Origin of the sequence: Pantoea sp. DY-5, from assembly GCF_019795955.1 — a bacterium.
In the GTDB taxonomy this organism is placed as follows: Bacteria; Pseudomonadota; Gammaproteobacteria; order Enterobacterales; family Enterobacteriaceae; genus Pantoea; species Pantoea leporis.
In genome coordinates this window covers 186,976-213,096 of record NZ_JAIMIE010000002.1, presented here as the reverse complement: position 1 = coordinate 213,096, position 26,121 = coordinate 186,976, and the positions used below count along the sequence as shown (strand labels likewise).

Below are 26,121 nucleotides of genomic sequence, written 5' to 3'. Positions count from 1 at the left end.
TTGTGCCCGGCCGCTTGAGAATAAATATATTTTTCCCGTGGTGATTTTAAGAAATAAAACCAATCAGTTATCAGGATGGCGGCTAAACAAAACTCAACGCGATTTCATTCTCAGCCTGTATGAAATCGATCAAGAGAAGAAGTGAATAATCGTCGCGATTATTCGCTGTGAAAGCCGGTGTCTGCTGATGCCGGGCGTGATTATGGAAACTGCGGGATCTCGATAACATGAATAATATCTCAGTAACCCCAAAAGGTGGGACCGTTGCTTCTGAGCTGAGTGGAAATCAAGTTAATTTGACCGCTCCGAGTTTGGTGAAGCTGCATCTTAATCAGTCTGATATTAAGTCTTTCACACGCAATGGTAATGATTTAGTCGTCACCACGAAGTCTGGTGAAGTGGTTGTTATTCATAATTTTTATAGCCCGAATGGCGATAGCGATCTGGTTCTGCAGGACGATCGCGGCGCCATGTGGTGGGTTGAAGATCCCGGTACAGAAGGTTTCCAGTACGTTTCAATCGACAGCACCGAAGGACTGTTAGCGGAAAACACCACCAATAACGGCACCATTGCTGCCTTTGGTATCGGTGGTGCGGCCCTGGCGGGCTTAGGTGCGCTGTTTGCCGGTTCAGGTGGTGGTGGCGGTAATGCCTCGCCGACCAATCCCGATGACGGTAACAACGGCGGCAATCCCACCAACCCAACTAATCCTACCAACCCAACCAATCCCACCGATCCCGGTGGAAACGACACTACGCCGCCAACCGCCATCACGGATTTGGTGATCAACGACGCCGTAGGTCCGTACCAGGGCGCGATTGGCGCGGGTGCCATTACCGATGACAACACACCCACGCTGAGCGGCACCGCTGAAGCGGGCGCGATTGTCAGCATCTACGATGGCAGCACGCTGCTCGGCACTGTCACCGTTGGCGCCGATGGCCGCTGGAGCTTTACCACGCCAGCGCTGGCGGAGGGTCAGCATAGTTTGACCGCTACCGTCACCGACGCGGCGGGGAACACCAGCCCAGCGACCAATCCGGTGGATTTCACCGTGGATACCGTGGCGCCCGCAACGGTTGGCGACCTGAGCGTTATTAACAACAGCGGCTCGACTGCGCAGCCCATACCTAACGGCGGCGCGACCAAAGACACCACGCCAGTGCTGAGCGGAACGGCGGAAGCGGGCTCGATTATCACCATCCGCGATGGCGATACGGTGCTCGGCAGTGTCACCGTGGGCAGCAATGGCGCATGGAGTTTTACCAGCCCAGCGCTGGGTGAGGGCAGCCATACGTTGAGCATCACCGCCACCGATGCGGCGGGCAACGTCAGCACGCCAGCGACCATCACTTTCACCGTGGATACGCAAGCGCCAGCAGCAGTCATCGACCTGCAGGTTAACGATAATTCAGGCGGCAGCGGCGGCACCGTAAATAACGGCGGGACGACCGATGACAACACGCCGACGCTTACCGGCAGCGGTGAAGTGGGCGCAATCGTCAGCGTTTATGATGGGCAAACGCTGCTGGGTACGGCGGTGGTGGGTTCCGATGGCAACTGGAGTTACACCACCAGCGCTCTGAGTAACGGCAGCCACAGCCTGACTGTGACCGTGACCGATGCGGCTGGCAACGTCAGTGCGCCATCTGTCCCTTATGAGATCACCGTGCAGGCGGCTATTCCGCCGGCCACAACGTCGCTGGAAATCACCGATGATTCCGGCAACACGCTGGTGCAGCTCAGCAACGGTGCCAGCACTCACGACAACACGCCAACGCTGAGCGGCCTGGCCACGGCGGGTGCGCTGATCACGCTGTATAACGGAACCACAGTGCTGGGTAGCGTGGTCGCGGACAGCGATGGTCAGTGGACCTTTACCCCAACTGCGTTGGCTGACGGTTCCTACGCGCTGCACGCCACCGTCGATAACAACGCGGGCAGCGTGACGCAAACGCCAACTATCACCATCACGGTGGATACCGTCGCGCCCGCTGCGGCTGGTGGCGTAACGCTGAGCGATAACGATGGCAGCACGCTACAACCGATTGTCGCCGGTGGCGCGACCAATAACACCACGCCGGTGCTGAGCGGCACCGCTGAACCGGGCAGCACCGTCACCGTGCGTGATGGCGATACCGTGCTCGGTACGGCAACCGTGGGCAGCAATGGGTCATGGAGCTTCACTGCGCCGACCTTAACCGAAGGCGGTCACAGCCTGACCGCCACGGTCACCGACGCGGCAGGTAATGTGGGTCCAACCTCGACGCCGATCGCCTTTACCGTGGATACTCAGCCACCTGCGGGTGCCAGTAATGTGGTGATCAGCGATAACGTCGGTGCTGCAACCGGCCCAATCACCGCGGGCGGCACCACCGACGACAGCACACCCACGCTATCCGGTAACGGTGAAGCCAACGCCATCGTCAAAATTTATGATGGCAGCACGCTGCTCGGCAGCGTCACCGTTGGCAACGACGGCACCTGGAGCTTTACTACGCCAACGTTGAGCAACGGTAGCCATTCGCTCAGCGTAACGGTGACCGATGCGGCAGGTAACGTCAGCCCGGCGACAACCGGTGTTGGCTTCACCGTCAACGCTGGCGTACCGCCAACCACCAGCACGCTGGAAATCACCGATGACAGCGGCAGCACACTTCGCCTGTTGCCAGAAGGTTCCAGCACGCAGGACACCACGCCAACCTTGAGCGGTCTGGCCTCGGCGGGCGCGCTCATCGAGTTATATAACGGCACCACGCTGCTCGGCAGCACCGTCGCGGGTGCGGATGGGCAATGGAGCTTTACGCCAGCTACCGCGCTGGCTGACGGGACTTATGCCTTCCACGCCACGGCCACTGATACCAATGGCAATGTGACCGATTCCGGCACCCTCAACATCACTATTGATAACACCGCGCCGGCAGCGGCTGGCGACTTACAATTGAGCGATAACAGCGGCAGCACCGTGGTACCCATTGCCTCTGGCGGCACCAGCAATGACAACACGCCAACCTTGAGCGGCACCGCAGAACCGGGCAGCACCGTTACCGTGCTGGATGGCACCAACGTGATCGGCAGCGCAACGGTGGGCAGCGACGGCAGCTGGAGCTTCACCTCGCCAACCCTGAGTGACGGCAACCACAGCCTCACCACCACCGTCACCGATCCGGCCGGTAACACCGGTCCGGCGTCGCCAGCCGTTACTTTAACAGTGGATACCACGCCGCCAGCCGTTATTGCCGATGTAGTGATCGAAGATAGCGTCGGCGCGGTTCAAGGGCCGTTAACGTCCGGCGATACCACCGATGACCGCGCACCAACCCTTAGCGGCACCGGCGAGCCGAATGCCACCATCAGTATTTACGATGGCACCACGCTGCTGGGTAACACCACCGTGGACACCGACGGCACATGGCGTTTCACCACGCCAGCGTTGAGCAATGGCAGCCATACCTTCACCGTCACCGCTACGGACAGCGCCGGTAACGTCGGCCCAGCCAGTCCGCCGATTGTGATCAACGTTGATGCGGCTATTCCGCCAGCCACATCGTCGCTGGAAGTGACGGATGAAAACGGCAATATCGTGGGTCAACTGACTGACGGCGGCAGCACCAACAATGACAGCCCGGTATTAACCGGTTTGGCGGGGCCCGGCAATATCATAACCCTGTATGACGGCACCACCGTGCTGGGCAGCACCACGGCGGGCAGTAACGGTCAGTGGATTTTCTATGTCACCGGTTTAGGCAATGGTCCGCATGCGTTGCACGGCACCATTACTGATGCCAACGGCAACGTCACTGATACCGCAACCATTAACATCACCGTCGATACTATTGCGCCCGATGCCGCAACCGACGTGGAACTCACCAACGATGCGGGCAGCATTACGCAGCCAGTTACCGCTGGCGGGGCCAGCAATGATGCGACACCAGTCTTAAGCGGCAGCGCGGAAGCGGGCAGCACCGTTACTATCCTTGATGGCACCACCGTGTTGGGTACCGTGACGGTCGGCAGCGACGGTAACTGGAGCTTTACCACACCGACGCTGGCGGAGGGCAATCACAGCCTGAGCACCACCGTGACCGATGCGGCGGGCAATGTTAGCCCGGCGACTACACCGATCGCCTTCAGCGTAGATACCACCGCGCCAGCGCCGGTCAGCGGTTTGGTGGTCAATGATAACGTCGGCGGCAGCACCGGTCCGTTGACTTCGGGCACTATCACCGACGACAGCACGCCAACCCTGAGCGGCACCGCCGAAGCGGGATCGGTGGTGCGCGTTTATGACGGCACCACGCTACTGGGCTCAGCGACAGCGGGCAGCGACGGTAGCTGGAGCTTCACGCCAGATGCCGCGCTGACTAACGGCCAACACAGCCTGACCACCACCGTCACCGATGCGGCAGGCAATGTTAGCCCGTCGTCGCCGGTATTTACCCTCAATGTCGATGCTGGCGTTCCGGCGACCAGCAGCCTGCTGGTGGTGACCGACGACAGCGGCAGCACGCTGGTTGAACTGCCAAACAACTCCAGCACTAACGACACCACGCCGATTCTTAGCGGCCAGGCGGGCGCGGGCGATCTGATCACGCTGTATAACGGCACCACCCTCATTGGCAGCACGGTCGCGGGTAGCGATGGGCAGTGGAACTTCACACCTGCGGCGCTGGCCGATGCCACTTACGCTTTCCATGCGGTCGCCACTAACGCGACGACCGGCGTGGAGACCGATTCGCCAACCATCAACATCACTATTGATACCGTGGTGCCGACCGCGCCAACCGGCGTGGCGCTGGAAGATGGTGCAGGTGTGCCGATCCCGGAAGGCAGCAGCACTAACACCAACACGCCAACGCTAACCGGCAGCGGTGAAGTGGGCAGCACGGTCACCATCTCGGATGGCACTACCGTGCTCGGCACCACCACGGTGGGCAACGATGGCAACTGGAGTTACACCACGCCACCGCTGAGCGATGGTGGTCACAGCCTGACCTCAACCGTTACCGATCCGGCGGGCAATACCGGCCCGGCTTCAACGCCGGTGACCGTGACCGTTGATACCCAACCGCCAGCGGCGGCGGGCAATGTGCAGTTCACCAACGACGACGGCACGCCGCTGGCTTCAGGTAGCACTACCGGCGATACCACGCCAACCCTGAACGGCACCGCCGAACCGGGCAGCACCGTGACGGTGAGCGATGGCACTACGGTGCTGGGCACCGCAACCACCGGCACCGACGGCAACTGGAGTTTCACACCAACCGATCCGCTGAGTGAAGGGCAGCACAATCTCACCACCACCGTCACTGATACTGCCGGTAACGTCGGCCCTTCATCGTCAGTGGTGATTGTGATTGTGGATACCACGCCACCGGCAGCGGCGACCGATTTGCAACTGAGCAACGATGGCAGCGGCACGCTGGTGCCGGTCGCGGATGGCGGCACCACCAACGATGTCACGCCGGTGTTGAGCGGTCGTGCGGAGCCGGGCAGCGTCGTGACGGTGTCTGATGGCAGCACGGCGTTGGGTTCGGTGACCGTCGGCAACGATGGCAACTGGAGCTTTACCTCTCCGGCGCTCGGCGATGGCTCACACAGCCTGACCACCACCGTGACCGATGCGGCGGGCAATACCGGCGCGGCCAGCGCGCCATTGACCTTCACCATCGATACCACGGCACCGCCAGCACCGGGCGGTGTGCAGCTGAGTAACGACAGCAGCGGCACGTCTGTTCCTATTCCCTCTGGTGCGGCAACCAATGATGCAACGCCAGTATTGAGCGGCACCGCAGCAGCGGGCAGCACCATTACCGTTTCTGATGGCGCTACCGTACTCGGTACCGTCACTGTCGGCAGCGGCGGAACATGGAGCTTCACCACGCCAGCGCTGAACGAGGGCAATCACAGCCTGACCGCCACCGTTACCAGTCCGGCGGGCAACACCGGTGCGCCCTCTGCGCCCATTGTGGTCACCGTGGATATCACGCCACCTGCGGCGGCAACGGGTCTGCAACTCAGCAACAACGAAGGAGCGACGCCGGTACCGATTGCTGCGGGCGGCACCACTAATGACACCACACCTGCGCTGAGCGGCATCGCAGAAGCGGGCAGCATCGTCACGGTGAGTGATGGCACGACCGTGATCGGCAGCGCAGCCGTTGGCAGTGATGGCAGCTGGAGCGTGATCCCAACCGCACCGTTGACGGCGGGAGAGCACACGCTTACTGCGACCGTCACCGATCCGGCCGGTAACGTTGGCCCGGCATCGACTCCGATCACCGTCAACATTGACACCACTCAGCCTCCAGTGGCGGGCAGCGTGGTGCTGAACAATGACAACGGCGGCACGCCAGTGCCGATTGCGTCCGGCGGCGCCACCAATGACACCACGCCGGTGCTCAGCGGTAGCGCAGCGGCGGGCAGCACCGTCACCGTACTGGATGGCACCACCGTGCTCGGCACCGTTGTGGTTGGCAGCGGCGGCAGCTGGAGTTTCAGCACTCCGGCGTTGAGCGAAGGCGCGCACAGCCTGACCACCACCGTCACCAGCGCATCGGGTAACGTCAGCGATCCGTCTGCGCCGATTAACTTCACCGTGGATACGCAGCCACCGGCAACCTCAACCGGCCTGCAGCTGAGTAACGATGGCGGCACGGCGATTGCCGCTGGCGGCATCACCAACGACAACACGCCGGTGTTGCGCGGCAGCGCCGAAGCGGGCAGCACCGTCACGGTACTTGATGGCACCACCGTGCTGGGGACCGCCACGGCGGACACCGACGGCAACTGGAGCTTTACGCCAACGGCCGCGCTGGGCGAGGGCGCACACAGCCTGACCACCACCGTCACCGATGCGGCGGGCAACAGCAGCGGCGCATCCACGCCGGTTACCTTTACCGTGGATACCACACCGCCAGCCGCCGCCACCGATCTGCAGCTCAGCAATAACAACAGCGGCACGGCGATTCCTGTTGATACCGGCGGTCGCACCAACGACAGCACGCCAGTGTTGAGCGGCAGTGCCGAAGCGGGCAGCGTCGTCACGGTGCGTGATGGCACCGAGGTACTGGGCAGCACCACCGTCGGCACCGATGGCAAATGGAGCTTCACTCCGGCCAATCCGCTGGACGAGGGCGCGCACAGCCTGACCGCTACCGTCACCGATCCGGCCGGTAACGTCGGCCCGGCCTCTACGCCGTACGCGGTTACCATCGATATCACCGCGCCGCCAGCCGTGATTACGGTGGTACTCAGTAACGATCAGGGCAGCACGCCAACGCCAATCGTCTCGGGCGGAGCCACTAACGACACCACGCCGGTACTGAGCGGTACCGCCGAGGCGGACAACATCATCATCGTGCGTGACGGCACCACCGTGCTGGGCTCGACGATTGTTGGCACCGATGGAACCTGGAGTTTCACTTCACCAGCGCTGAGCCAGGGCGCGCACAGCCTGACGGCAACCGTCACTGACGCCGCAGGCAACAGCAGCGCTCCGTCTACGGCAATCGCCTTTACCGTCGATACCGAGGCACCGAATGCGGCGACAGGGCTGCAACTGAGCAATGATTCCGGCCAAACGCCGGTACCGATTGCTGCAGGCGGCGCCACCAACGACACCACACCGGTGTTGAGCGGCAGCGCTGAAGCAGGCAGCATCGTGATTGTTTCTGACGGCAGCAACGTGCTGGGCTCGGTTGTGGTCGGCAGCGGCGGCAGCTGGAGCTTCACTTCGCCGGAGCTGGGCGAGGGCGATCACAGCCTGACCACCACGGTGACCGATGCTGCAGGTAACGTCAGTTCGCCGTCCGCGGCCCTGAACTTCAGTATTGATACCACGCCGCCGGTGGCGCCGGGCGCGATCGCGCTGAACAACAACAACGGCAGTTCACCGGTTGCGATTGCCGCGGGCAGCAGCACCAACGATGCCACTCCGGCGATCAGCGGTACCGCAGCAGCCGGCAGCACCGTGACCGTGCTGGATGGCGCTACCGTGCTGGGCACCGCGATTGTTGGCAGTAACGGACAGTGGAGCTTCACCACGCCAACGCTGGGTGAAGGTGCGCACAGCCTGACGGCGACCGTCACCGATCCTGCCGGTAACATCGGTCCTGCCTCCGCAGCAATCGCCTTTAACGTTGATACCGTTGCGCCTGTTGCGGCAACCGGGCTGGCGCTGAACAACGACAACGGCGGTTCGCCGGTGCCGATTGCCAATAACGGCACCACCAACGACAACACGCCAGCGTTGAGCGGTACCGCAGAAGCCAACAGCATTGTGATTGTGTCTGACGGCACCACCGTGCTGGGCAGCGCCGTCGCCGATGCGCAGGGCGCCTGGAGCTTCTCACCCAGTCTGACCGATGGCACGCACAACCTGAGCGTGACGGTGCGTGACGCCGCAGGTAACACCGGACCGGCAAGCAGCACCATCACCGTCACCGTAGATACCGTGGCACCACCAGCGGCGACCGGCCTGACGCTGACCAACGATATTGGTACACCCGTTAGCATTCCGAACGGCGGGCTCACCAACGACAGCACACCGGTGCTGAGCGGTTCTGGACAAGCGGGCAGCATCATCACCGTATCCGATCAAAACGGCGTGTTGGGATCCACCACCGTTGGGGCGGGCGGAACCTGGACCTTCACGCCAGCGAGCGCGCTGGCGGATGGAACCCATACCTTTAGCGTCACGGCCAGCGATGCGGCAGGAAACGTCAGTGCGCCGAGCACCATTGGTGTCGTGATTGATGCCACACCGCCAGATGCGGCGCTGAACGTGGTGGCCAGTAATGATGAAGGCACGTCGCCGGTGGCTATTACCAACGGCGGCTTCACCAACGACAACACGCCATTCCTCACCGGTACCGCCGAAGCGGGCAGCACGGTGATTATCCGTGACGGCACAACCATCATCGGTAGCGCTTCGGTGGGCAGCAACGGCCAGTGGAGCTTCACCTCACCCACGCTGGATGAGGGCGCGCACAGCCTGAGCACCACCGTGGTGGATGCGGCGGGCAATGTGAGTACAGCGTCACCGGCGATTGATTTTACCGTCGACAGCGTGGTTCCAGCGCCAGCCACGCTGGTGGTGAACAATGACAACAGCGGGACGCCCGTACTGGTGCCGAACGGCGCCACCACCAGCGACAACACGCCGTTGCTGAGTGGCACAGCGGAAGCGGGCAGCCTGGTCACTCTTTATGATGGCACCACCGTTATCGGCTCGACCACCGCAACGGCGGGCGGAACCTGGAGCTTCAGCTCACCGACCTTAACTGAGGGTTCGCATACGCTGACCGCTACCGTAACCGATGAGGTCGGCAACGTCAGTTCGCCATCCTCGACCTTTACCGTGGTGGTGGATGCCACCGCACCGCAGCCGGCTGACGATCTGCTGCTGCAAAATAACAATGGTGGCTCACCGGTGACCATTGCCGATGGCGGCATTACCAATGACAGCACACCAGCCATCAGCGGCACGGCGGAAGCCAACGCGATTGTTCGCGTCTATGACGGCACTACCTTAGTGGGTTCAGCCGTAGCAGGCAGCAACGGCGCATGGAGCATCACCACCAGCGCGCTGACGGACGCAACGCATACGCTGAATGTCACCGTAACCGATGCGGCGGGCAACGTGAGCGCCAATGCCTCGGTATCACTGACGGTGGACACCTCTACGCCGGCAGCGGTGTCGAGCTTTGCTATTTACAATAATGCGGCCACTACCACCGTGCAGGTGGCGGATGACGGTGACTCCAACGACAACACGCCTTTGCTGAGCGGAACCGGTGTAGCGGGCACCATCATCAACATCTACGAGGGCAGCGATCTTCTTGGCACCACCACGGTAGGCGAGAACGGCGAGTGGCGCTTTGAAACTGCGGCTTTAGATGATGGCCAGCACAGCTTCACCGTTTCAGTCACCAACGCTGCGGGGACGACGGGCCCGGAAGCGATACCGATTACGATTAATATTGATACGGCTGCACCGGCAACGGTCAGCGATCTTGTCGTAACAGACGATGAGGGGGGCAGCACCGGTCCGTTGACGTCGGGTGACACCACCGATGACAGCACGCCAACGCTGAGCGGCTCCGCTGAAGCGGGCAGCCGAGTATCGGTTTACGATGGCACCACGCTGCTGGGCACCGTGATCGCTACTGGCGGCACATGGAGCTTCACGCCGGGCAGCGCGCTCTCTAACGGCGAGCATAACTTCACCTTCACAGTGACCGATGTAGCAGGCAACGTCAGCGCGGCAAGCAGTCCGGCGTTTACGCTCAATATCACGGCGGATCTGCCGCCAGCGGTCAGTACGCTGGTGATCACCGACGATAGCGGCAATTCACTGGTTACCGTGAATGACGGCGCCAATATCAAGGACGGCACGCCGGTATTAACCGGCGCGGCAGATGTGGGGGATGTGATTACCATTCACGATGGTGCTACCGTGTTGGGTAGCGTTACCGTCGGTGCGACCGGACAGTGGACCTTCACGCCAACGCTGAATGATGGACCGCACGGCATCTATGTCACCACGGTCAATTCAGTGGGTAATCCGGGCGCAACCTCGCCAACGGTGAATTTCACTATTGATACCGTGGCACCGCTTGCAGCAACTAACCTCTCTGCCGCTAATAACAATGACGGCGTAACCGTGCCCATTGCTAACAATGGCACCACCAACGACAGTACCCCGCGGCTCGCCGGTCTCGCGGAAGCCAACGGCATTGTTACGATTTATGACGGCAACACGGTTATCGGCTCAACGGTCGCCAATGGTAGCGGTGAGTGGGACTTCACGTCGCCAACGCTGAGTCAGGGCGGACATGCGCTGAGCGTCACCGTGACGGATGCGGCGGGTAACGTCAGTCCACGCTCTGATGTTGTGAACCTCACGGTCGATACCGTGGCACCCAACGCTTCGACGCTGGTGGTCACCAACGACGTCACCAGCACAGTGGTGCCAAATGGCGGTTCGACCAACGACAACACGCCGACGCTGAGCGGTACCGCAGAAGTTGGCAGTGTGATCACCGTTTACGACGGTACGACCTTGCTCGGTTCGGTTGCTGCCGGAACAGGCGGAGCATGGAGCTTTATTTCACCGGTACTGGGCGAAGGCAGCCATCCGCTCACCGTGCGCGTGACAGATGCAGCCGGTAACACCAGCGTGGCATCCAGCACGGCAACGGTGATTGTGGATACCGTCGTACCAACGGCGGTGAGCGGTTTGACTGCTGCCAACAACAACGGCAGTTCGCCGGTGACCATCGCTGCGGGGGGTAGCACCAACGACAACACGCCAGCACTGAGCGGTACGGCAGATGCGGGCAGCGTGGTGGTGATCCGTGATGGCACCGACGTTATCGGTTCTGTCACCGCAGGCAGCAACGGCGCATGGAGCTTCACGTCACCCACGCTGGCTGATGGTCTGCATACCCTGAACGTGACGGCGACCGATCTCGCCGGTAACGTCAGCCCGAATGCGGCGATCAGCTTCACTGTGACCACGGCAGCGCCAACGCCAGTCACCGATCTGGTGGTTTCTGACAACGTAGGTGCAACACAAGGGGCACTCACCAGCGGTGCGGCGACCGATGACAACACGCCAACGCTGAGCGGTAATGCCACCGCTGGCAATATCGTGATTATCTCGGAAGGCACCACGGTGTTGGGTTCTGTGGTGGCGGGCAGCAATGGTGCGTGGAGCTTTACCACTGCCGCATTGAGCGACGGATCGCATCCGTTGAGCGTGACGGTGCGCGATGCAGCCGGTAACACCAGCGCGGCGACCAACTTCACGGTCAATGTCGATACGGTGGCGCCAGCCAACGCAACCTTGTTAATCACTAATGATCTCACCAGCACCACGGTGCCGAATGGTGGTGCAACCAACGACAGCACGCCAACGCTGAGCGGTACGGCGGAAGTGGGCAGCCGCGTATCAATCTACGATGGCAGCACGCTGCTGGGTACGGCGGTGGCAGGCAGCAACGGCGCATGGACCTTCACCACCGACGTCCTGACGCAAGGCTCTCATTCACTGAGCGTCACGGTCACCGATGCGGCGGGTAACGTCAGCGGCAGCACCTCGGCCACGGTGATTATCGATACCGTCGCGCCGGGGGCGGTGTCCGGTTTGGCCGCGGCCAACAACAACGGCAGTACGCCGGTGGCGATTGCCAATAACGGCAGCACCAATGACAACACGCCAGCGCTGAGCGGTACGGCAGAAGCGGGCAGTCTGGTGATTATCCGCGATGGCACCTCGATTATCGGTTCTGTTACCGCAGGCACTAACGGCGCATGGAGCTTCACCACGCCAACGCTGGCGGAGGGGGCGCACACCTTCAACGTCACGGCGACGGATGCAGCGGGCAATGTCAGCCCGAATGCAACGCTGACTCTGACGGTGGATACCGTGGCACCGGCGCCCGTCACTAACCTGGTGATCAACGATAATGTGGGCGGCATTCAGGGGCCACTGGCGGACGGTGCGGTGACCGATGATGCCACACCAACGCTGAGCGGTACGGCGGAAGCGAATGCGATTGTCACTATCTACGACGGCACCACGGTGCTGGGTTCAGTGGTGGCCGGCACGGGCGGTGCGTGGAACTTCACCACTACCACGCTAGGCAACGGTGTGCATCCGCTGAGCGTAACGGTGAAAGATGCGGCGGGTAACACCAGTGCCGCCACCACGCCGGTTTCCATCACGGTAGACACCGTGGCGCCAGCGGCCTCAACGCTGGTGATCACTAACGACATCACCAGTACCACGGTGCCGAGTGGTGGCTTCACCAACGACAACACCCCAACGCTGAGCGGCGTGGCGGAAGCGGGCAGCCGCGTATCGATTTATGATGGCGCGACGTTGCTGGGGACGGCGATTGCGAATGGCACAGGCGCGTGGACCTTCACCACCGACGTACTCTCCACCGGCACGCATCCACTCAGCGTTACGGTCACCGACGCGGGCGGTAACGTTAGTGGCAGTACCTCGGCCTCGGTAACCATCGATACCACGCCGCCAGCGGCAGTCACCAATCTGGTGGCCGCTAACAATAACGGCAGTACGGCGGTGACCATTCCGAACAACGGCGTGACCAACGACAATACGCCGCTGTTGACCGGATCCGGCGAGATTGGCGCGAAGATCAGCGTTTACGATGGCACCACGCTGCTGGGCACCACCACGGTGGGCAGCGGTGGCACATGGAGCTTCGTCTCGACGGCGCTGAGCAACGGTGCGCACACCTTGAACGTTACGGCAACCGATGCGGCGGGCAACGTGAGCCCGAACGCCTCAACCACCCTGACGATTGATACCGTGGCGCCGAATCCGGTGACCAATCTGGTGATCAATGATGATGTCGGCACTATTCAGGGGCCGCTGGCGAACGGTGCCTTCACCGATGACGCCACGCCAACCCTGAGCGGCACGGCGGAAGCCAACGCGATTGTGACCATCTACGACGGTACCACCGTGATAGGTTCCACCACCGCCAATGGTTCAGGTGCCTGGAGCTTCACCACCGCGACCCTGAGCAACGGCCCCCATCCGCTGAGCGTGACGGTGACCGATGCAGCGGGTAACACCAGTGCGGCATCGGCGACGGTTTCCATTACGGTGGATACCGTGGCTCCAGCGGCGTCAACGCTGGTGATCACCAATGATGTCACCAGTACCGTGGTGCCGAGCGGCGGTGCTACCAACGACACCACGCCAACGTTGAGCGGCGTGGCGGAAGCGGGCAGCCGCGTCTCGATCTACGATGGTGGCACCTTGTTAGGCACGGCGATTGCGGGCAGCACTGGCGCATGGACCTTCACCACCGCCGCGCTCACGCAGGGCACGCATCCATTGAGCGTGACGGTAACGGACACGGCCGGTAACGTCAGCGGGACGACGTCGGCGTCGGTCATTATCGATACCACGCCGCCAGCGGCGGTCACTAACCTGGTCGCTGCCAATAACAACGGCAGCACGGCGGTGACCATTCCGAATAACGGCATCACCAACGACAGCACGCCGCTGTTGACCGGTAACGGTGAAGTCGGGGCACGGATCAGCGTGTACGACGGCACCACACTGCTGGGTACCACCACGGTGGGCAGCGGCGGCACATGGAGCTTCGTCTCGACTACGCTGAGCAACGGCACGCACACGCTGAACGTGACGGCGACCGATGCGGCGGGCAACGTCAGCCCGAACGCCTCGACCACGCTGCGCATCGACACCGTGGCGCCAACGGCCAGTACGCTCACCATTACCGACGACGCCGGCAGCACGCCGGTGACGCTGACCAATGGCGCCTACACCCGTGATACCACGCCAGTGCTGAACGGCACGGCGGAAGTGGGCACGATTGTCACCATCTACGATGGCACCACCGCGCTGGGTTCAGTAACGGTCGGTGCCGGTGGCAGCTGGACTTACACCCCCAGCGCACTGGCGAACGGCGCGCATCCGTTGAGCGTAACGGTGACCGATTCGGCGGGTAACGTCAGCACCGGTAACACGGCGGTGACGGTGAACGTTGATACTGTGCCGCCTGCGGCGGTAAGTGGCCTTGCAATCAACGGTGCCGGTACCACGGTCACCGGTAGCGGTGAAGTGGGGGCAACGGTAACGGTACGTGATGCGGGCGGTAACGCGCTGGGTACAACGACGGTAGGCAGCGGCGGTTCATGGTCGGTGAGCCTGAGTACGGCGCAAACCACCGGTGCTTCGCTGTCGGTGATTCAGACTGACCGCGCAGGCAACGTATCGACCAGCACCCCGCTGACCGGTGCGATTCAAATCGTGGCGGCGAATGATGTCAACGAAGTGGATTACACCACCCAAATCGGCACCATCACCAATGCCAATACCAGTTCGACCAGCGTCGCATTGCTGAGCGTTAACCTCGGCAGCGTGCTGGGTGTGGGAGTATTGAGCAGCACTAACGCCTATATGTTTAACGTTGGCGCAGGGGATACGCGCACGGTGACATTACACGCCTCGGCCACCAGCCTGGCGGCGCTGACATCGACTTACACCTTGTACCTCTATCAACAGCAGGCGAACGGCACCTGGGCGCTGAAATCCAGCAACGCCAACTACATCACCACGGTTCTGACCATTGGTACACAAACCGGTGGCAACGTGACTTACAGCAACCTCGGTACAGGTAACTATGCCGTGCTGTTAGGCACCAGCACCGGCGTTGGCGTGTTGCCATCGACTACCGTCACCACCACGTCGGATATTACGACGCTGGCGTTGACCGTGGCGGCAACTGTCACCGGCAACCTGTTGACCAACGATACCAGCTCCGTCGCCGGTACGGTGCCGAACGGTACGGTGGTCACCCAGGTGACTGGCAATGCGATTGCGGCTACCGGTAACACGGTGATCACCAGCAGCTACGGTACGCTGACCATCGATTCGCACGGTAACTACACCTATACGCTGAAGGCGGGACTGGATGCCGATCTGGTGCCAGCCACCGACGTCTTCACCTATTCGGTGCGTGATGCCAGCGGCGCGGTGACCTCGGCCAGCCTGACGGTGAACCTGCACAACGGTGCATCCACCAGCACGCTGCTGGCGATCAACAGTCTGGTGGCCGAAGCCACCAATGACCACGACGCCAGCGGCAGCATCTACGGTTCAGCATCGGGCACGCACACCGGAACCTTGAGTATCACTAATGAACACGGCGATATCACCACGGTTCACAGCGTGGGTTCCACATCGGTTGCTGGGGACTTTGGTGTGCTGAGTATTGCCGCCAACGGTAACTACACCTATTCACTGAATGCGGGCGTGGATGGACAATCCATTACCCATAAAGAGGTGTTCAGTTACACCCTGGCGGCGAGCGATGGCACCATCACCACGCAGTCGTTCACCATTGAGCTGCATCCAACTATCACAGGAACCACGGGGGCTGACACGCTAACCGGCGGTGCCTACGACGACACCATCACCAGCGGTGCCGGCGCAGATACGTTGGTGTATCACTTACTGGCGAGTGCGGATGCTACCGGCGGTAACGGTCACGATACCTGGACCGACTTCAATGTCGCGCAAGGCGACAAAATTGACGTCAGTAACTTGCTTATCGGCTGGAATGATTCCACAAGTAATATTAATGATTTCGTGAAAGTGGATCATACTTCAGATGGCAATACGGTGCTCTCCATTGACCGTGATGGTACCGGTACGGGTTACAGCACCACTCAGCTGATTACGCTGGAAGGCGTGAACGTTTCTCTGGAGGAGCTGCTGCAACAACCGCACCAAAACCACACGGCGTAATCGCTCTGTGATGCAGGGATGCAGTTAGGGCACAGGGATGTGCCCCTTTCTCTTTATTGACTGGTGGACTATCGATGGAACTGATGCACTCAGGCGCAACTTTTCGCCGTTCGTTTAAGCTCAGCGTTCTCTGTGCGGGCATGGCTTTACTTTACAGTTCTCCACTTTTAGCGGCCAGTGACGCGTTAACCCGGGCGGGGCACATCACCTCAGCAGGTTTAGCGCAACAGCAAGAACTGCCTTCATTAACCGGTGAAGTGGCGGAACCCGCCCTTGCCAACGTCCCCGACTTTCTCACCATCAACCAGGCGGTACAGCGCGCCGTTCAGTGGCATCCCGATATTGCTCAGGCAGTAGGAAAAATGCTGGAGCAGGCCAATCAGGTTGATGTGGCGAAAGCCAAATACTATCCACAAATCAGTGCCGGCATGAACAACGGCTACAGCAACGCCTACAGCGAAAAGGGCTTCAGCCCGTCGTTTGTGCTGTCGGTTTCACAGATGTTGTATGACTTCGGCAAGGTCAGCAGTTCGGTGCGTTCCGCCGAAGCGGGCGTGGCGCAGGAGCAGGCCAACGTGCTGGTGAGCATTGATACCGTGGCGCACGATACCGCCGCGGCGCTGGTGGAAGTGCAGGGTTATCAGCAACTGGTCAAAATTGCGCGTGAGCAGCTCACGGCGCTGAGTAAGATTGGCGATCTGGCGCGCCAGCGTAATGAAGAGGGCGCGGCGTCGCTTTCGGATGCCACCCAAACCGATGCGCGTATCGAAGGCGCGCGTACCACCCTAACGCAGTATCAAGCCAACCTCGACCGCTGGCGCGCCACGCTGGCAACCTATCTTGGCTGGCCGCTGGTGAAAAAGGTCAGCGACGATTTTCCCACCAAACTCACCCAGTCCTGTCAGGTGGCGAAAGCCGATGACAAGCTCAATCCGTCGGTGCTGGCGGCCTGGGCGCAGGCCAATCAGGCGCAGGCCAAGCTCGATAATGCTAACGCGCAAAACATGCCAACCATCTCGCTGGAACCGCAGGTGACGCATTATCTCAATAATCACTACTCCGGCAGCGAATCGCTGGATCGCACCCAATATTCGGCGTTTGTGAAAGTGGAAATGCCGCTCTATCAGGGCGGCGGCATCACCGCCAGCCGGGACGCGGCCGCCAATGCATTGCAGGCCGCCAATGCGGCCGTCAACTCGGCGCGACTTAAAGCGCGTCAGCAGTTGAGTGAGTCGCAGAACGCGTCGCAAAGCCTGGCGCTCAGCCTGGCGATCATGGGACGGCAACAGACGCTGGGCGAGAAAACCCAGTCGCTCTATCAGGATCAGTATCTGCAACTCGGCACCCGTCCGCTGCTGGACGTGCTCAACGCCGAGCAGGAAGTGTTCCAGACCCGTTTCACATTGCAGCAAACCATCAGCCAGTTACGCTCACTGCAGCTCGATTGCCTCTACAGCACCGGGCATATGCGGTCGGCGTTTGCTTTGAATAATCAGCGGATCCAGTCCGTGGAGATCCAGCCATGACGCAATTACAGATTCCCGACGCGCCTGATAGCGCGTCCGGGGGAAACGTGCCCTTACACGGATGGGCCACCGCAATCATCCTGATCGCCAGCCATTATCGCTTGCCCTGTTCGCCGGGCATGATCATGGCCGCTGCCGAATGGCAGGGCAAACAGTCGCGCGATAAAGCGTTACGCCATCTGGCGCGCCAGGCCGGCTTATCGCTGCAATTATATGAAGAGAATAAGTGGGAGATCACCAGCTGGCGCTTGCCGCTGGCGATCGAGCTGGCCGACGGTCAGGTGGGCGTTATCACCCAGTTTGATGGCGACGATGAAGTGCGGGTGCATTTTGCCGGTGATGAACAGCCAGCACCAATTGCGCTGGAGACGTTGCTGCCGGAAATCCGCTTTGCCGCCGCGCTGCGTCCGGTTACCGCCGCCAAAGATAGCCGCGTCGATCGCTATCTCGCCACGGTAAAACCGGATTGGCTGCGCCGTTTGGTGCTGCACGATCTGCGGCCGTACGGCTACGTGATGCTCGGATCCTTCCTGATCAACCTGCTGGCGCTGGTCGGCATTATCTTCTCGATGCAGGTGTACGATCGGGTGATTCCGGCGCAGTCCTATCCCACGCTGTATGTGCTGTATATCGGCGTGATCATCTCGGTGGTGTTCACTTATATTCTGCGCGTTGGACGCGATCACGTGACCGATCTGCTGGGCAAGCGTGCCGATATGCGCGTCTCCGATCGGGTATTTGGTCACGCGCTGCGGTTGCGTAACAGCGCGGTGCCGCGCTCGACCGGCACCTTTATCTCGCAGCTGCGCGAGCTGGAGGCGATCCGCGAAATGGTCACCTCCACCACGGTAACGGCGATTGTCGATATGCCGTTCTTCCTGCTGTTCATGCTGGTGATGGCGATTATTGCGCCGCAGCTGGCGTGGATTGCGCCGGTGGCGGTGCTGCTGATGATCCTGCCGGGCGTGCTGAGCCAGAAGAAGCTGGCGAAGCTGGCGCAGCAGAACCTGAAAGAGTCGACGCTGCGTAATGCGGTGCTGGTGGAGAGCGTGCAAGGGCTGGAAGATATCAAGCTGATGCAGGCGGAAGATCGCTTCCTGCAACAGTGGAACAGCTACATTCGCATTACCGCGCAATCGGGCGTGGAGATGCGCAAAGTGATGCACTCGCTGATTACCTGGGGCGTGACGGTGCAGGGTTTGGTATACGCCAGCGTGATTGTGATCGGTGCGCCGATGGTAATCAACGGCGATATTACCACCGGTGCGATTGTGGCGGCGTCGCTGCTCTCCTCGCGCATGATTGCGCCAATGGCCACGCTGTGTGGCGTGCTGGCGCGCTGGCAGCAGGTGAAAGCGGCAAAAGGCAGCCTCGATGCGCTGATGAATTTGCCGGTGGAAAACAGCAAAGACGAAACGCGGATTCATACGCCGGTGCTGTTTGGTCACTACCAGTTCACCGACGCGATGTTCCGTTACTACACCGATTCGATGAACATCGCGCTGCGCATCAAAAGCCTGACCATCAAACCGGGCGAGCGCATTGCAGTGCTGGGACGCAACGGTTCGGGCAAATCCACCTTGCTGCAGGCGATGATTGGCGGCATCGATCTTGTCGGCGGTGAACTGCGGCTGGATAACCTCAGCCTGCCGCACATTGATGTGGCCGATGTGCGGCGTAACGTTGGCCTGCTGACGCAAAACGCGCGGCTGTTCCACGGCACGCTGCGCGAGAATCTCACCATGGGCGCGGCGCACGCCACCGATGATGCGATCTTTGGCGCGCTTACCGTCAGCGGCGGCGCAGATTTCATTCGTCGTCTGCCGCTCGGCCTCGACCATCCGATTATGGAAGGCGGCGTAGGGCTTTCCGGCGGCCAGCGTCAGTCGCTGCTGCTGGCGCGTATGCTGCTGCGCGATCCCAACATCATCTTGCTGGATGAACCGACGGCGGCACTCGACGATCACACCGAGAAAGAGTTTATCGAACGTCTCGGTCAGTGGCTCAACGGCCGCACTTTGATCGTGGCGACGCACCGTGCGGCGATCCTCGCGCTAGTGGATCGTGTGCTGGTGCTGAAAGAGGGACAACTGGTGATGGACAGCCCGAAAGAGAAAGCCTTGCCGGCACCGCGTGCTAACGGCAGCCTGCCGGAGGCGCAATCATGATCAAACAATTACCGGCAAGACTGCGCTTAGTGACGGCAGCAGAAGTGGATTCCTCCGACGATCTGCTGGGCGAGCTGCGATCCGAAACCCATTACACCGGCGCGGTGCGGCTGATCGTCATCAGCACCGCACTGATCCTCGTTACCGTGATCTGGGCCTGGTTTGGCGTGCTGGATGAAGTCTCAACCGGCACCGGCAAAGTGATTCCCAGCTCGCGCGACCAGGTGCTGCAATCGCTGGAAGGCGGCATCCTCACCGAGCTGTATGTGCACGAAGGCGATCAGGTGCAGGCCGGGCAAGTGGTGGCGCGCCTCGATGCCACGCGCTCGCAATCTAACGTTGGCGAAAGTGCGGCACGCTATCGTGCGGCCTTGGCTGCCGCCTCACGCCTTAATGCGGAAGTGAACGATCAGCCGCTGAGTTTCCCGACAGAGTTGAATAAGTTCCCCGATCTGATGGCGTCAGAAACGCGGCTGTATAAAACCCGCCGCGCACAGCTCACTGATGCGACTGCGCAGTTTAAAGAGTCGCTGGCGCTGGCTAACCGTGAGCTGGCCATCACGCAGCGTCTGGCCAAAACCGGTGCCGCCAGTAGCGTGGAAGTGCTGCGTTTGCAGCGCGATAAATCAGATCTGGAGCTGAAACTCACCGATATGCGTTCGCAATATTACGTGCAGGCGCGCGAGGAGCTGGCGAAAGCCAACGCCGAAGCCGACAGTATGGCGCAAGTGGTGAAAGGGCGTGAAGACACGGTGACGCGTTTGACCATCCGCTCGCCGATGCGCGGCATCGTGAAAAACATCAAAGTCTCCACCGTTGGCGGCGTGGTGCCACCAAATGGCGAGCTGATGAATATTGTGCCGATGAACGATCGTCTGCTGATTGAAGCGCGTTTGTCACCGCGCGATATCGCCTTTATCCGTCCCGGCCAGCGCGCGGTGGTGAAGATCTCGGCGTATGACTACGCCATTTATGGCGGCCTGAACGGCGTGGTGGAGAGCATCTCGCCGGATACCATTCAGGATGAAGTTAAGCCGGAAATTTACTATTACCGCGTCTTTATCCGCACTGATAACGACTACGTGCAGAATAAAGCCGGCAAGCGCTTCTCCATCAGCCCCGGCATGGTTTCGACCGTGGATATCAAGACCGGTGAGAAGACGGTGATGGATTATCTGATTAAGCCGTTTAATAAGGGTAAAGAGGCGATGCGCGAACGCTGATCGATGCTGCATGATTGCAGGCCACTGAAATCTCCGCGATAATCGCGCCAACCAATCCCTTCCTCGTCGGGTCTAACGACGCGGAGGGGATTTTTTATTTATATCCTAAACTGGTGAAACGATTACCGCCTTAATGAGGACGAATTATGTATAACACCCTGGGCAATCAGTACGATAACTCCCTGGTTTCTAACGCTTTCGGTTTCATGCGTTTTCCAGTGAACTTCCAACCTTACGACAGCGATGCTGAGTGGGTGATTACTGGCGTTCCTTTCGATGCCGCGACGTCAGGTCGTCCAGGCAGCCGTTTAGGTCCGGGTGCAATCCGCCAGATTTCCACCAACCTCGCATGGGAAGGCTGCCGCTGGCCGTGGGACTTCGATCTGCGTCAGCGTCTGAACGTGGTGGACTGCGGCGATCTGGTTTATGCCTTTGGCGATTCACAGGATCTCTCAGACAAACTGCAGGCGCACGCCGAGAAACTGCTGGCGAACGGTAAACGCATGCTGACCTTTGGTGGTGACCATTACGTCACGCTGCCGCTGCTGCGCGCGCACGCTAAGCACTTTGGCAAAATGGCGCTGGTTCATTTCGATGCGCATACCGATACCTATTCCAACGGTCCAACCTTCGATCACGGCACCATGTTCTTCACCGCGCCGAAAGAGGGTTTGATCGATCCGCAGCATTCGGTGCAGATCGGTATTCGTACCGAGTTCGATAAGAGCCTCGGTTTCAATGTGCTGGATGCCGCACAAGTCAACGATCGCAGCGTTGATGACATTCTGGCGGAAGTGAAGCGCACCGTTGGCGATTTGCCGGTGTATTTGACCTTTGATATCGATTGTCTGGATCCCGCCCACGCACCGGGCACCGGCACGCCAGTGATTGGCGGCTTGAGCAGCGATAAAGCCACCAAGCTGATTCGCGGTTTGCAGGGCATGAATATCGTCGGTATGGATCTGGTGGAAGTGGCGCCGGGCTACGATCACGCCGATCTGACCTCGCTGGCCGCAGCCACACTGGCGCTGGACATGCTGCACGTGCAGGCGGCAAATAAAGGTTAATCCTTTCTCCTGCGGCTACACTTATTGACGGTTAATTAATCTGCGGAGGCGACTATGGGTTTACTGGACGATTTAGTAGGATCGCTAGGAAACAGCAACGGAAGCGGGCAGGGCAACCAGATGCAACAGCTGATGGCTATCTGGAACTGGGTGCAGGAACAGGGCGGCGTTGAAGTGCTGCTGCAGAAGTTTCAGCAGGGCGGACTCGGGCAGGTGCTGAATAGCTGGATTGGCAGCGGCAGTAACCAGTCAGTTGATGGCGGCGAGATTCAAAATGCGCTCGGTCAGGATCAGCTGCAGTCGTTGGCGGATAAGCTTGGCACCGATGTAAATGGTGCGTCCGGTACGCTGGCTGCCTTATTGCCGCAGGTGATTGATAAGCTGTCGCCGCAGGGCCACATTAAGACGTCGAATACTCAGGATTTGGGTGCGATGGTAGATGGGTTGTTTAAGCGCTGATCTTAGCCCGCTGTCCCCCTCCTCAGTCCTCCCCCATTTATGGGGGAGGAAGATGCTGCAATATATACGTTTAGATGTTGCATGTAGCAGCGTCTCCTTCCCCCGTTAACGGGGGAAGGCCGGGATGGGGGACAGCAAGCACGATCTATTTCCCAGCCGCAATGCGCTCACGAATATGCTGGGCGCGCGCTGCCGAATCCGGATGCGAATCAAACATTGAACTCTGGCGGCCTTGCTCCAGTTTCGCTAGCTTCTCAAAGCTGGTAGCCAATCCCATTGGATCAATGCCACGCTTTTTCAGCAGGTCGAACGAGTAATCATCGGCTTGTGATTCCTGAGTTTGCGAGAACTGCGCATTCACCAGTTTCTCACCCATCTCACCCAACTGCGACTGCGACAGTGAGCCAATCACGCCGCCCACCGATGCAGCGGCGGTACGCGTCGCCGTTGTCGTCAGGGCAACCTGCATCGCTTTACGCGTATGGCCTAGCGCGACGTGGCCCATTTCGTGGCCGAGCACACCTTCGACTTCGTTATCGGTCATCATATCCATCAACCCGCTGTAGACGCGGATACAACCGTTTGCCATCGCCCAGGCGTTGACATCTTTGGTCTGATAAACCTTGTAGTTGGCAGGCACGCCGTTGATGTTGTCGCCTAGCGCCGCCGCGATTTTGTTCAGGCGCTGCTGGTATTCACTGTTAGCGGGCGCAACCTGATTGTCTTTATCCATCTGCGCACAGGATTGATCGCTCAACTCTTTCACCTGCGTATCGTTCAGCGCATAGGCCTGATAAGCCTGCGCACCCGATTGTAGCAGCGCATTGTTATCAAACCCTTCGCATCCGCTCAGCAGCGAAGCCATTCCCAGAGCAACAATCGTGGCTCTCATTTTCATATCGGCATCCTTTGGGTAACAAGGTAAAGAAAACAAACACCTGAAACTGGCCCAGGTGTTTAAACGCTTTGGTTATAGCTCGCATGTTGTTCAATGACTAGCAGACAAGCCCGGAAATGCAAACGGTTACCCGTGATTTAGCACCCAGATGCATGTACTTTTGTCCTGATTTTCATGTACATTGATGTGCGACTTTTTTCTCGCTTCGCCTTATAACTGATTAATTACAATAAGTTAAGCGTGGCGGAGCATTAATCCGACCTGGAGTAGAAGATGCCCTCTCGTAAAGAGCTTGCCAACGCCATTCGCGCGTTAAGTATGGATGCAGTACAGAAAGCCAATTCGGGACATCCGGGTGCCCCAATGGGCATGGCGGACATTGCCGAAGTGCTGTGGCGTGACTTCCTGAACCATAACCCTACTAACCCGCTGTGGGCAGATCGCGACCGTTTTGTGCTGTCGAACGGTCACGGCTCAATGCTGATTTACAGCCTGCTGCATCTCACTGGCTACAATCTGCCAATGAGCGAGCTGCAGAACTTCCGTCAGCTGCACTCTAAAACTCCAGGCCACCCGGAATACGGCTACACCGCAGGCGTTGAAACCACCACCGGCCCGCTGGGTCAGGGCATCGCTAACGCAGTGGGTTTTGCCATTGCCGAGCGCACGCTGGCAGCGCAGTTCAACCGTCCGGGTCATGACATCGTAGACCATAACACCTATGTGTTTATGGGCGACGGCTGCATGATGGAAGGCATCTCACACGAAGTCTGCTCCATCGCCGGTACCCTGAAGCTGGGCAAACTGGTTGCCTTCTACGATGACAACGGCATCTCCATCGACGGTCACGTTGACGGCTGGTTCACCGACGACACCGCCAAACGTTTTGAAGCCTACGGCTGGCACGTGGTGCGCGGCGTGGACGGTCACGATGCGGACGCGATTAAAAAAGCGGTGGAAGAGGCCAAAGCGGTTTCCGACAAGCCTTCGCTGCTGATGTGCAAAACCGTGATTGGCTTCGGTTCGCCGAATAAAGCCGGTACGCACGACTCGCACGGCGCGCCGCTGGGTGCCGATGAAATCGCGCTGACCCGCAAGCAGCTCGGCTGGAACCACGGTCCGTTTGAAATCCCTTCAGACATCTACGCGCAGTGGGATGCCAAAGAAGCCGGCCAGGCGAAGGAGTCCGCGTGGGACCAGAAGTTTGCCGCCTACGCCGCCGCGCATCCGGAGCTGGCTGCCGAGTTCAAACGTCGCGTCAACAATGAGCTGCCGGCGAACTGGGCCAGCGAGTCGCAGAAGTTCATCGAGCAGCTGCAGGCCAGTCCGGCGAAAATTGCCAGCCGTAAAGCCTCGCAGAACGCCATCGAAGCCTTTGGCAAAATCCTGCCGGAATATCTGGGCGGCTCCGCTGACCTCGCGCCGAGCAACCTCACCATGTGGTCCGGCTCGAAGCCGATCAATGAAGATGCGGCGGGCAACTACATCCATTACGGCGTGCGCGAGTTCGGTATGACCGCGATCGCCAACGGTATCGCACTGCACGGCGGCTTCCTGCCGTACACCGCCACCTTCCTGATGTTCGTCGAGTACGCGCGCAACGCCGCACGTATGGCCGCGCTGATGAAGATCCGTCAGATCATGGTGTACACCCACGACTCGATTGGTCTGGGCGAAGATGGCCCGACGCACCAGCCGGTTGAGCAGATGGCCAGCCTGCGCGTGACGCCAAACATGAGCCTGTGGCGCCCGTGCGACCAGGTTGAGTCAGCGGTGGCGTGGAAGTACGCGATTGAACGCGTGGACGGCCCGTCGGCGCTGATCTTCTCGCGTCAGAACCTGGCGCAGCAGGATCGTAGCGCTGAGCAGCTGGCTAACGTGGCGCGCGGCGGTTACGTGCTGAAGGACAGCGAAGGTACGCCAGAGCTGATCCTGATCGCCACCGGTTCAGAAGTGGAACTGGCGGTGGCGGCGTTTGAGCTGCTGACGGCGGAAGGCCGCAAGGTGCGCGTGGTGTCTATGCCATCCACCGACGCCTTCGACAAGCAGGACGCGGCGTACCGTGAATCCGTGCTGCCAAAAGCCGTTGCCGCACGCGTGGCGATTGAAGCGGGTATCGCGGATTACTGGTTCAAATACACCGGCCTGAACGGCGCGATCGTCGGCATGACCACCTTCGGTGAGTCAGCGCCTGCGGATCAGCTGTTCAAAGAGTTTGGCTTCACCGTTGAAAATGTGGTGAAAACGGCGAAATCGATTCTGTAACTTTGTGAAGTAAATTGCGCCGCTACCGGTTATGCATCGCCTGTAGCGGCGCGATTCATCGCGTACACCTGCAATGCAGGCGTATCTAACCTGAAACGGTTCAATTATTCCTGCAGTAATAATCCACCAGTGCAAAATTTGTGACGTAGATCCAATATTCAGCCACTCACTTGATCGCAATCATTCCTGTTAT

8 protein-coding genes are annotated in these 26,121 nt (G+C 60.0%); 7 read left to right on the top strand and 1 reads right to left on the bottom strand.

Annotation, left to right across the window (positions count from 1 at the left end; all coding sequences use genetic code 11):
- The first annotated feature begins 227 nt into the window (after positions 1-227).
- From K5Y30_RS09090 to K5Y30_RS09065, 6 genes are all read left to right on the top strand, one after another.
- Positions 228-16,322, top strand: coding sequence for an Ig-like domain-containing protein (locus K5Y30_RS09090; RefSeq protein WP_222211108.1), 16,095 nt, complete (start codon positions 228-230; stop codon positions 16,320-16,322).
- 74 nt (positions 16,323-16,396) lie between these two features.
- Entirely contained in the window at positions 16,397-17,848 is a 1,452-nt protein-coding gene (locus K5Y30_RS09085; RefSeq protein WP_137386416.1) for a TolC family outer membrane protein, read from the top strand.
- Positions 17,845-20,016, top strand: a complete 2,172-nt coding sequence (locus K5Y30_RS09080) for a type I secretion system permease/ATPase (RefSeq protein ID WP_222211100.1) — start codon at positions 17,845-17,847, stop codon at positions 20,014-20,016. Before K5Y30_RS09085 ends, K5Y30_RS09080 begins: the two co-directional genes overlap by 4 nt.
- Positions 20,013-21,239 carry an HlyD family type I secretion periplasmic adaptor subunit gene (locus K5Y30_RS09075; RefSeq protein ID WP_222211098.1) on the top strand — a complete coding sequence of 409 codons (1,227 nt, stop codon included), beginning with the start codon at positions 20,013-20,015 and terminating at the stop codon, positions 21,237-21,239. The genes K5Y30_RS09080 and K5Y30_RS09075 overlap by 4 nt, the downstream gene beginning before the upstream one ends.
- A gap of 146 nt (positions 21,240-21,385) precedes the next feature.
- Positions 21,386-22,306 (top strand): agmatinase, encoded by a 921-nt coding sequence (gene speB / locus K5Y30_RS09070; protein WP_128601689.1) that lies wholly within the window; start codon positions 21,386-21,388, stop codon positions 22,304-22,306.
- Between the two features lie 54 nt (positions 22,307-22,360).
- Positions 22,361-22,765, top strand: a complete 405-nt coding sequence (locus K5Y30_RS09065) for a YidB family protein (RefSeq protein ID WP_222211096.1) — start codon at positions 22,361-22,363, stop codon at positions 22,763-22,765.
- 145 nt (positions 22,766-22,910) lie between these two features.
- On the opposite strand, the gene K5Y30_RS09060 is transcribed toward K5Y30_RS09065, so the two are convergent.
- A complete protein-coding gene (locus K5Y30_RS09060; protein ID WP_222211094.1) occupies positions 22,911-23,663 on the bottom strand; it encodes a M48 family metallopeptidase in 753 nt (250 codons plus the stop codon).
- Positions 23,664-23,936: 273 nt separating this feature from the next.
- Between K5Y30_RS09060 and tkt the strand changes: the two genes are divergently transcribed.
- Positions 23,937-25,928, top strand: a complete 1,992-nt coding sequence (gene tkt, locus K5Y30_RS09055; RefSeq protein ID WP_222211092.1) for a transketolase — start codon at positions 23,937-23,939, stop codon at positions 25,926-25,928.
- The last annotated feature ends 193 nt before the right edge of the window (positions 25,929-26,121 follow it).

Excerpts from the sequence above, each read along its gene's own strand:
- K5Y30_RS09090 (WP_222211108.1), top strand. The coding sequence starts at position 228 with ATGAATAATATCTCAGTAACCCCAAAAGGTGGGACCGTTGCTTCTGAG.
- K5Y30_RS09085 (WP_137386416.1), top strand. The coding sequence starts at position 16,397 with ATGGAACTGATGCACTCAGGCGCAACTTTTCGCCGTTCGTTTAAGCTC.
- K5Y30_RS09080 (WP_222211100.1), top strand. The coding sequence starts at position 17,845 with ATGACGCAATTACAGATTCCCGACGCGCCTGATAGCGCGTCCGGGGGA.
- K5Y30_RS09075 (WP_222211098.1), top strand. The coding sequence starts at position 20,013 with ATGATCAAACAATTACCGGCAAGACTGCGCTTAGTGACGGCAGCAGAA.
- speB (WP_128601689.1), top strand. The coding sequence starts at position 21,386 with ATGTATAACACCCTGGGCAATCAGTACGATAACTCCCTGGTTTCTAAC.
- K5Y30_RS09065 (WP_222211096.1), top strand. The coding sequence starts at position 22,361 with ATGGGTTTACTGGACGATTTAGTAGGATCGCTAGGAAACAGCAACGGA.
- K5Y30_RS09060 (WP_222211094.1), bottom strand. The coding sequence starts at position 23,663 with ATGAAAATGAGAGCCACGATTGTTGCTCTGGGAATGGCTTCGCTGCTG.
- tkt (WP_222211092.1), top strand. The coding sequence starts at position 23,937 with ATGCCCTCTCGTAAAGAGCTTGCCAACGCCATTCGCGCGTTAAGTATG.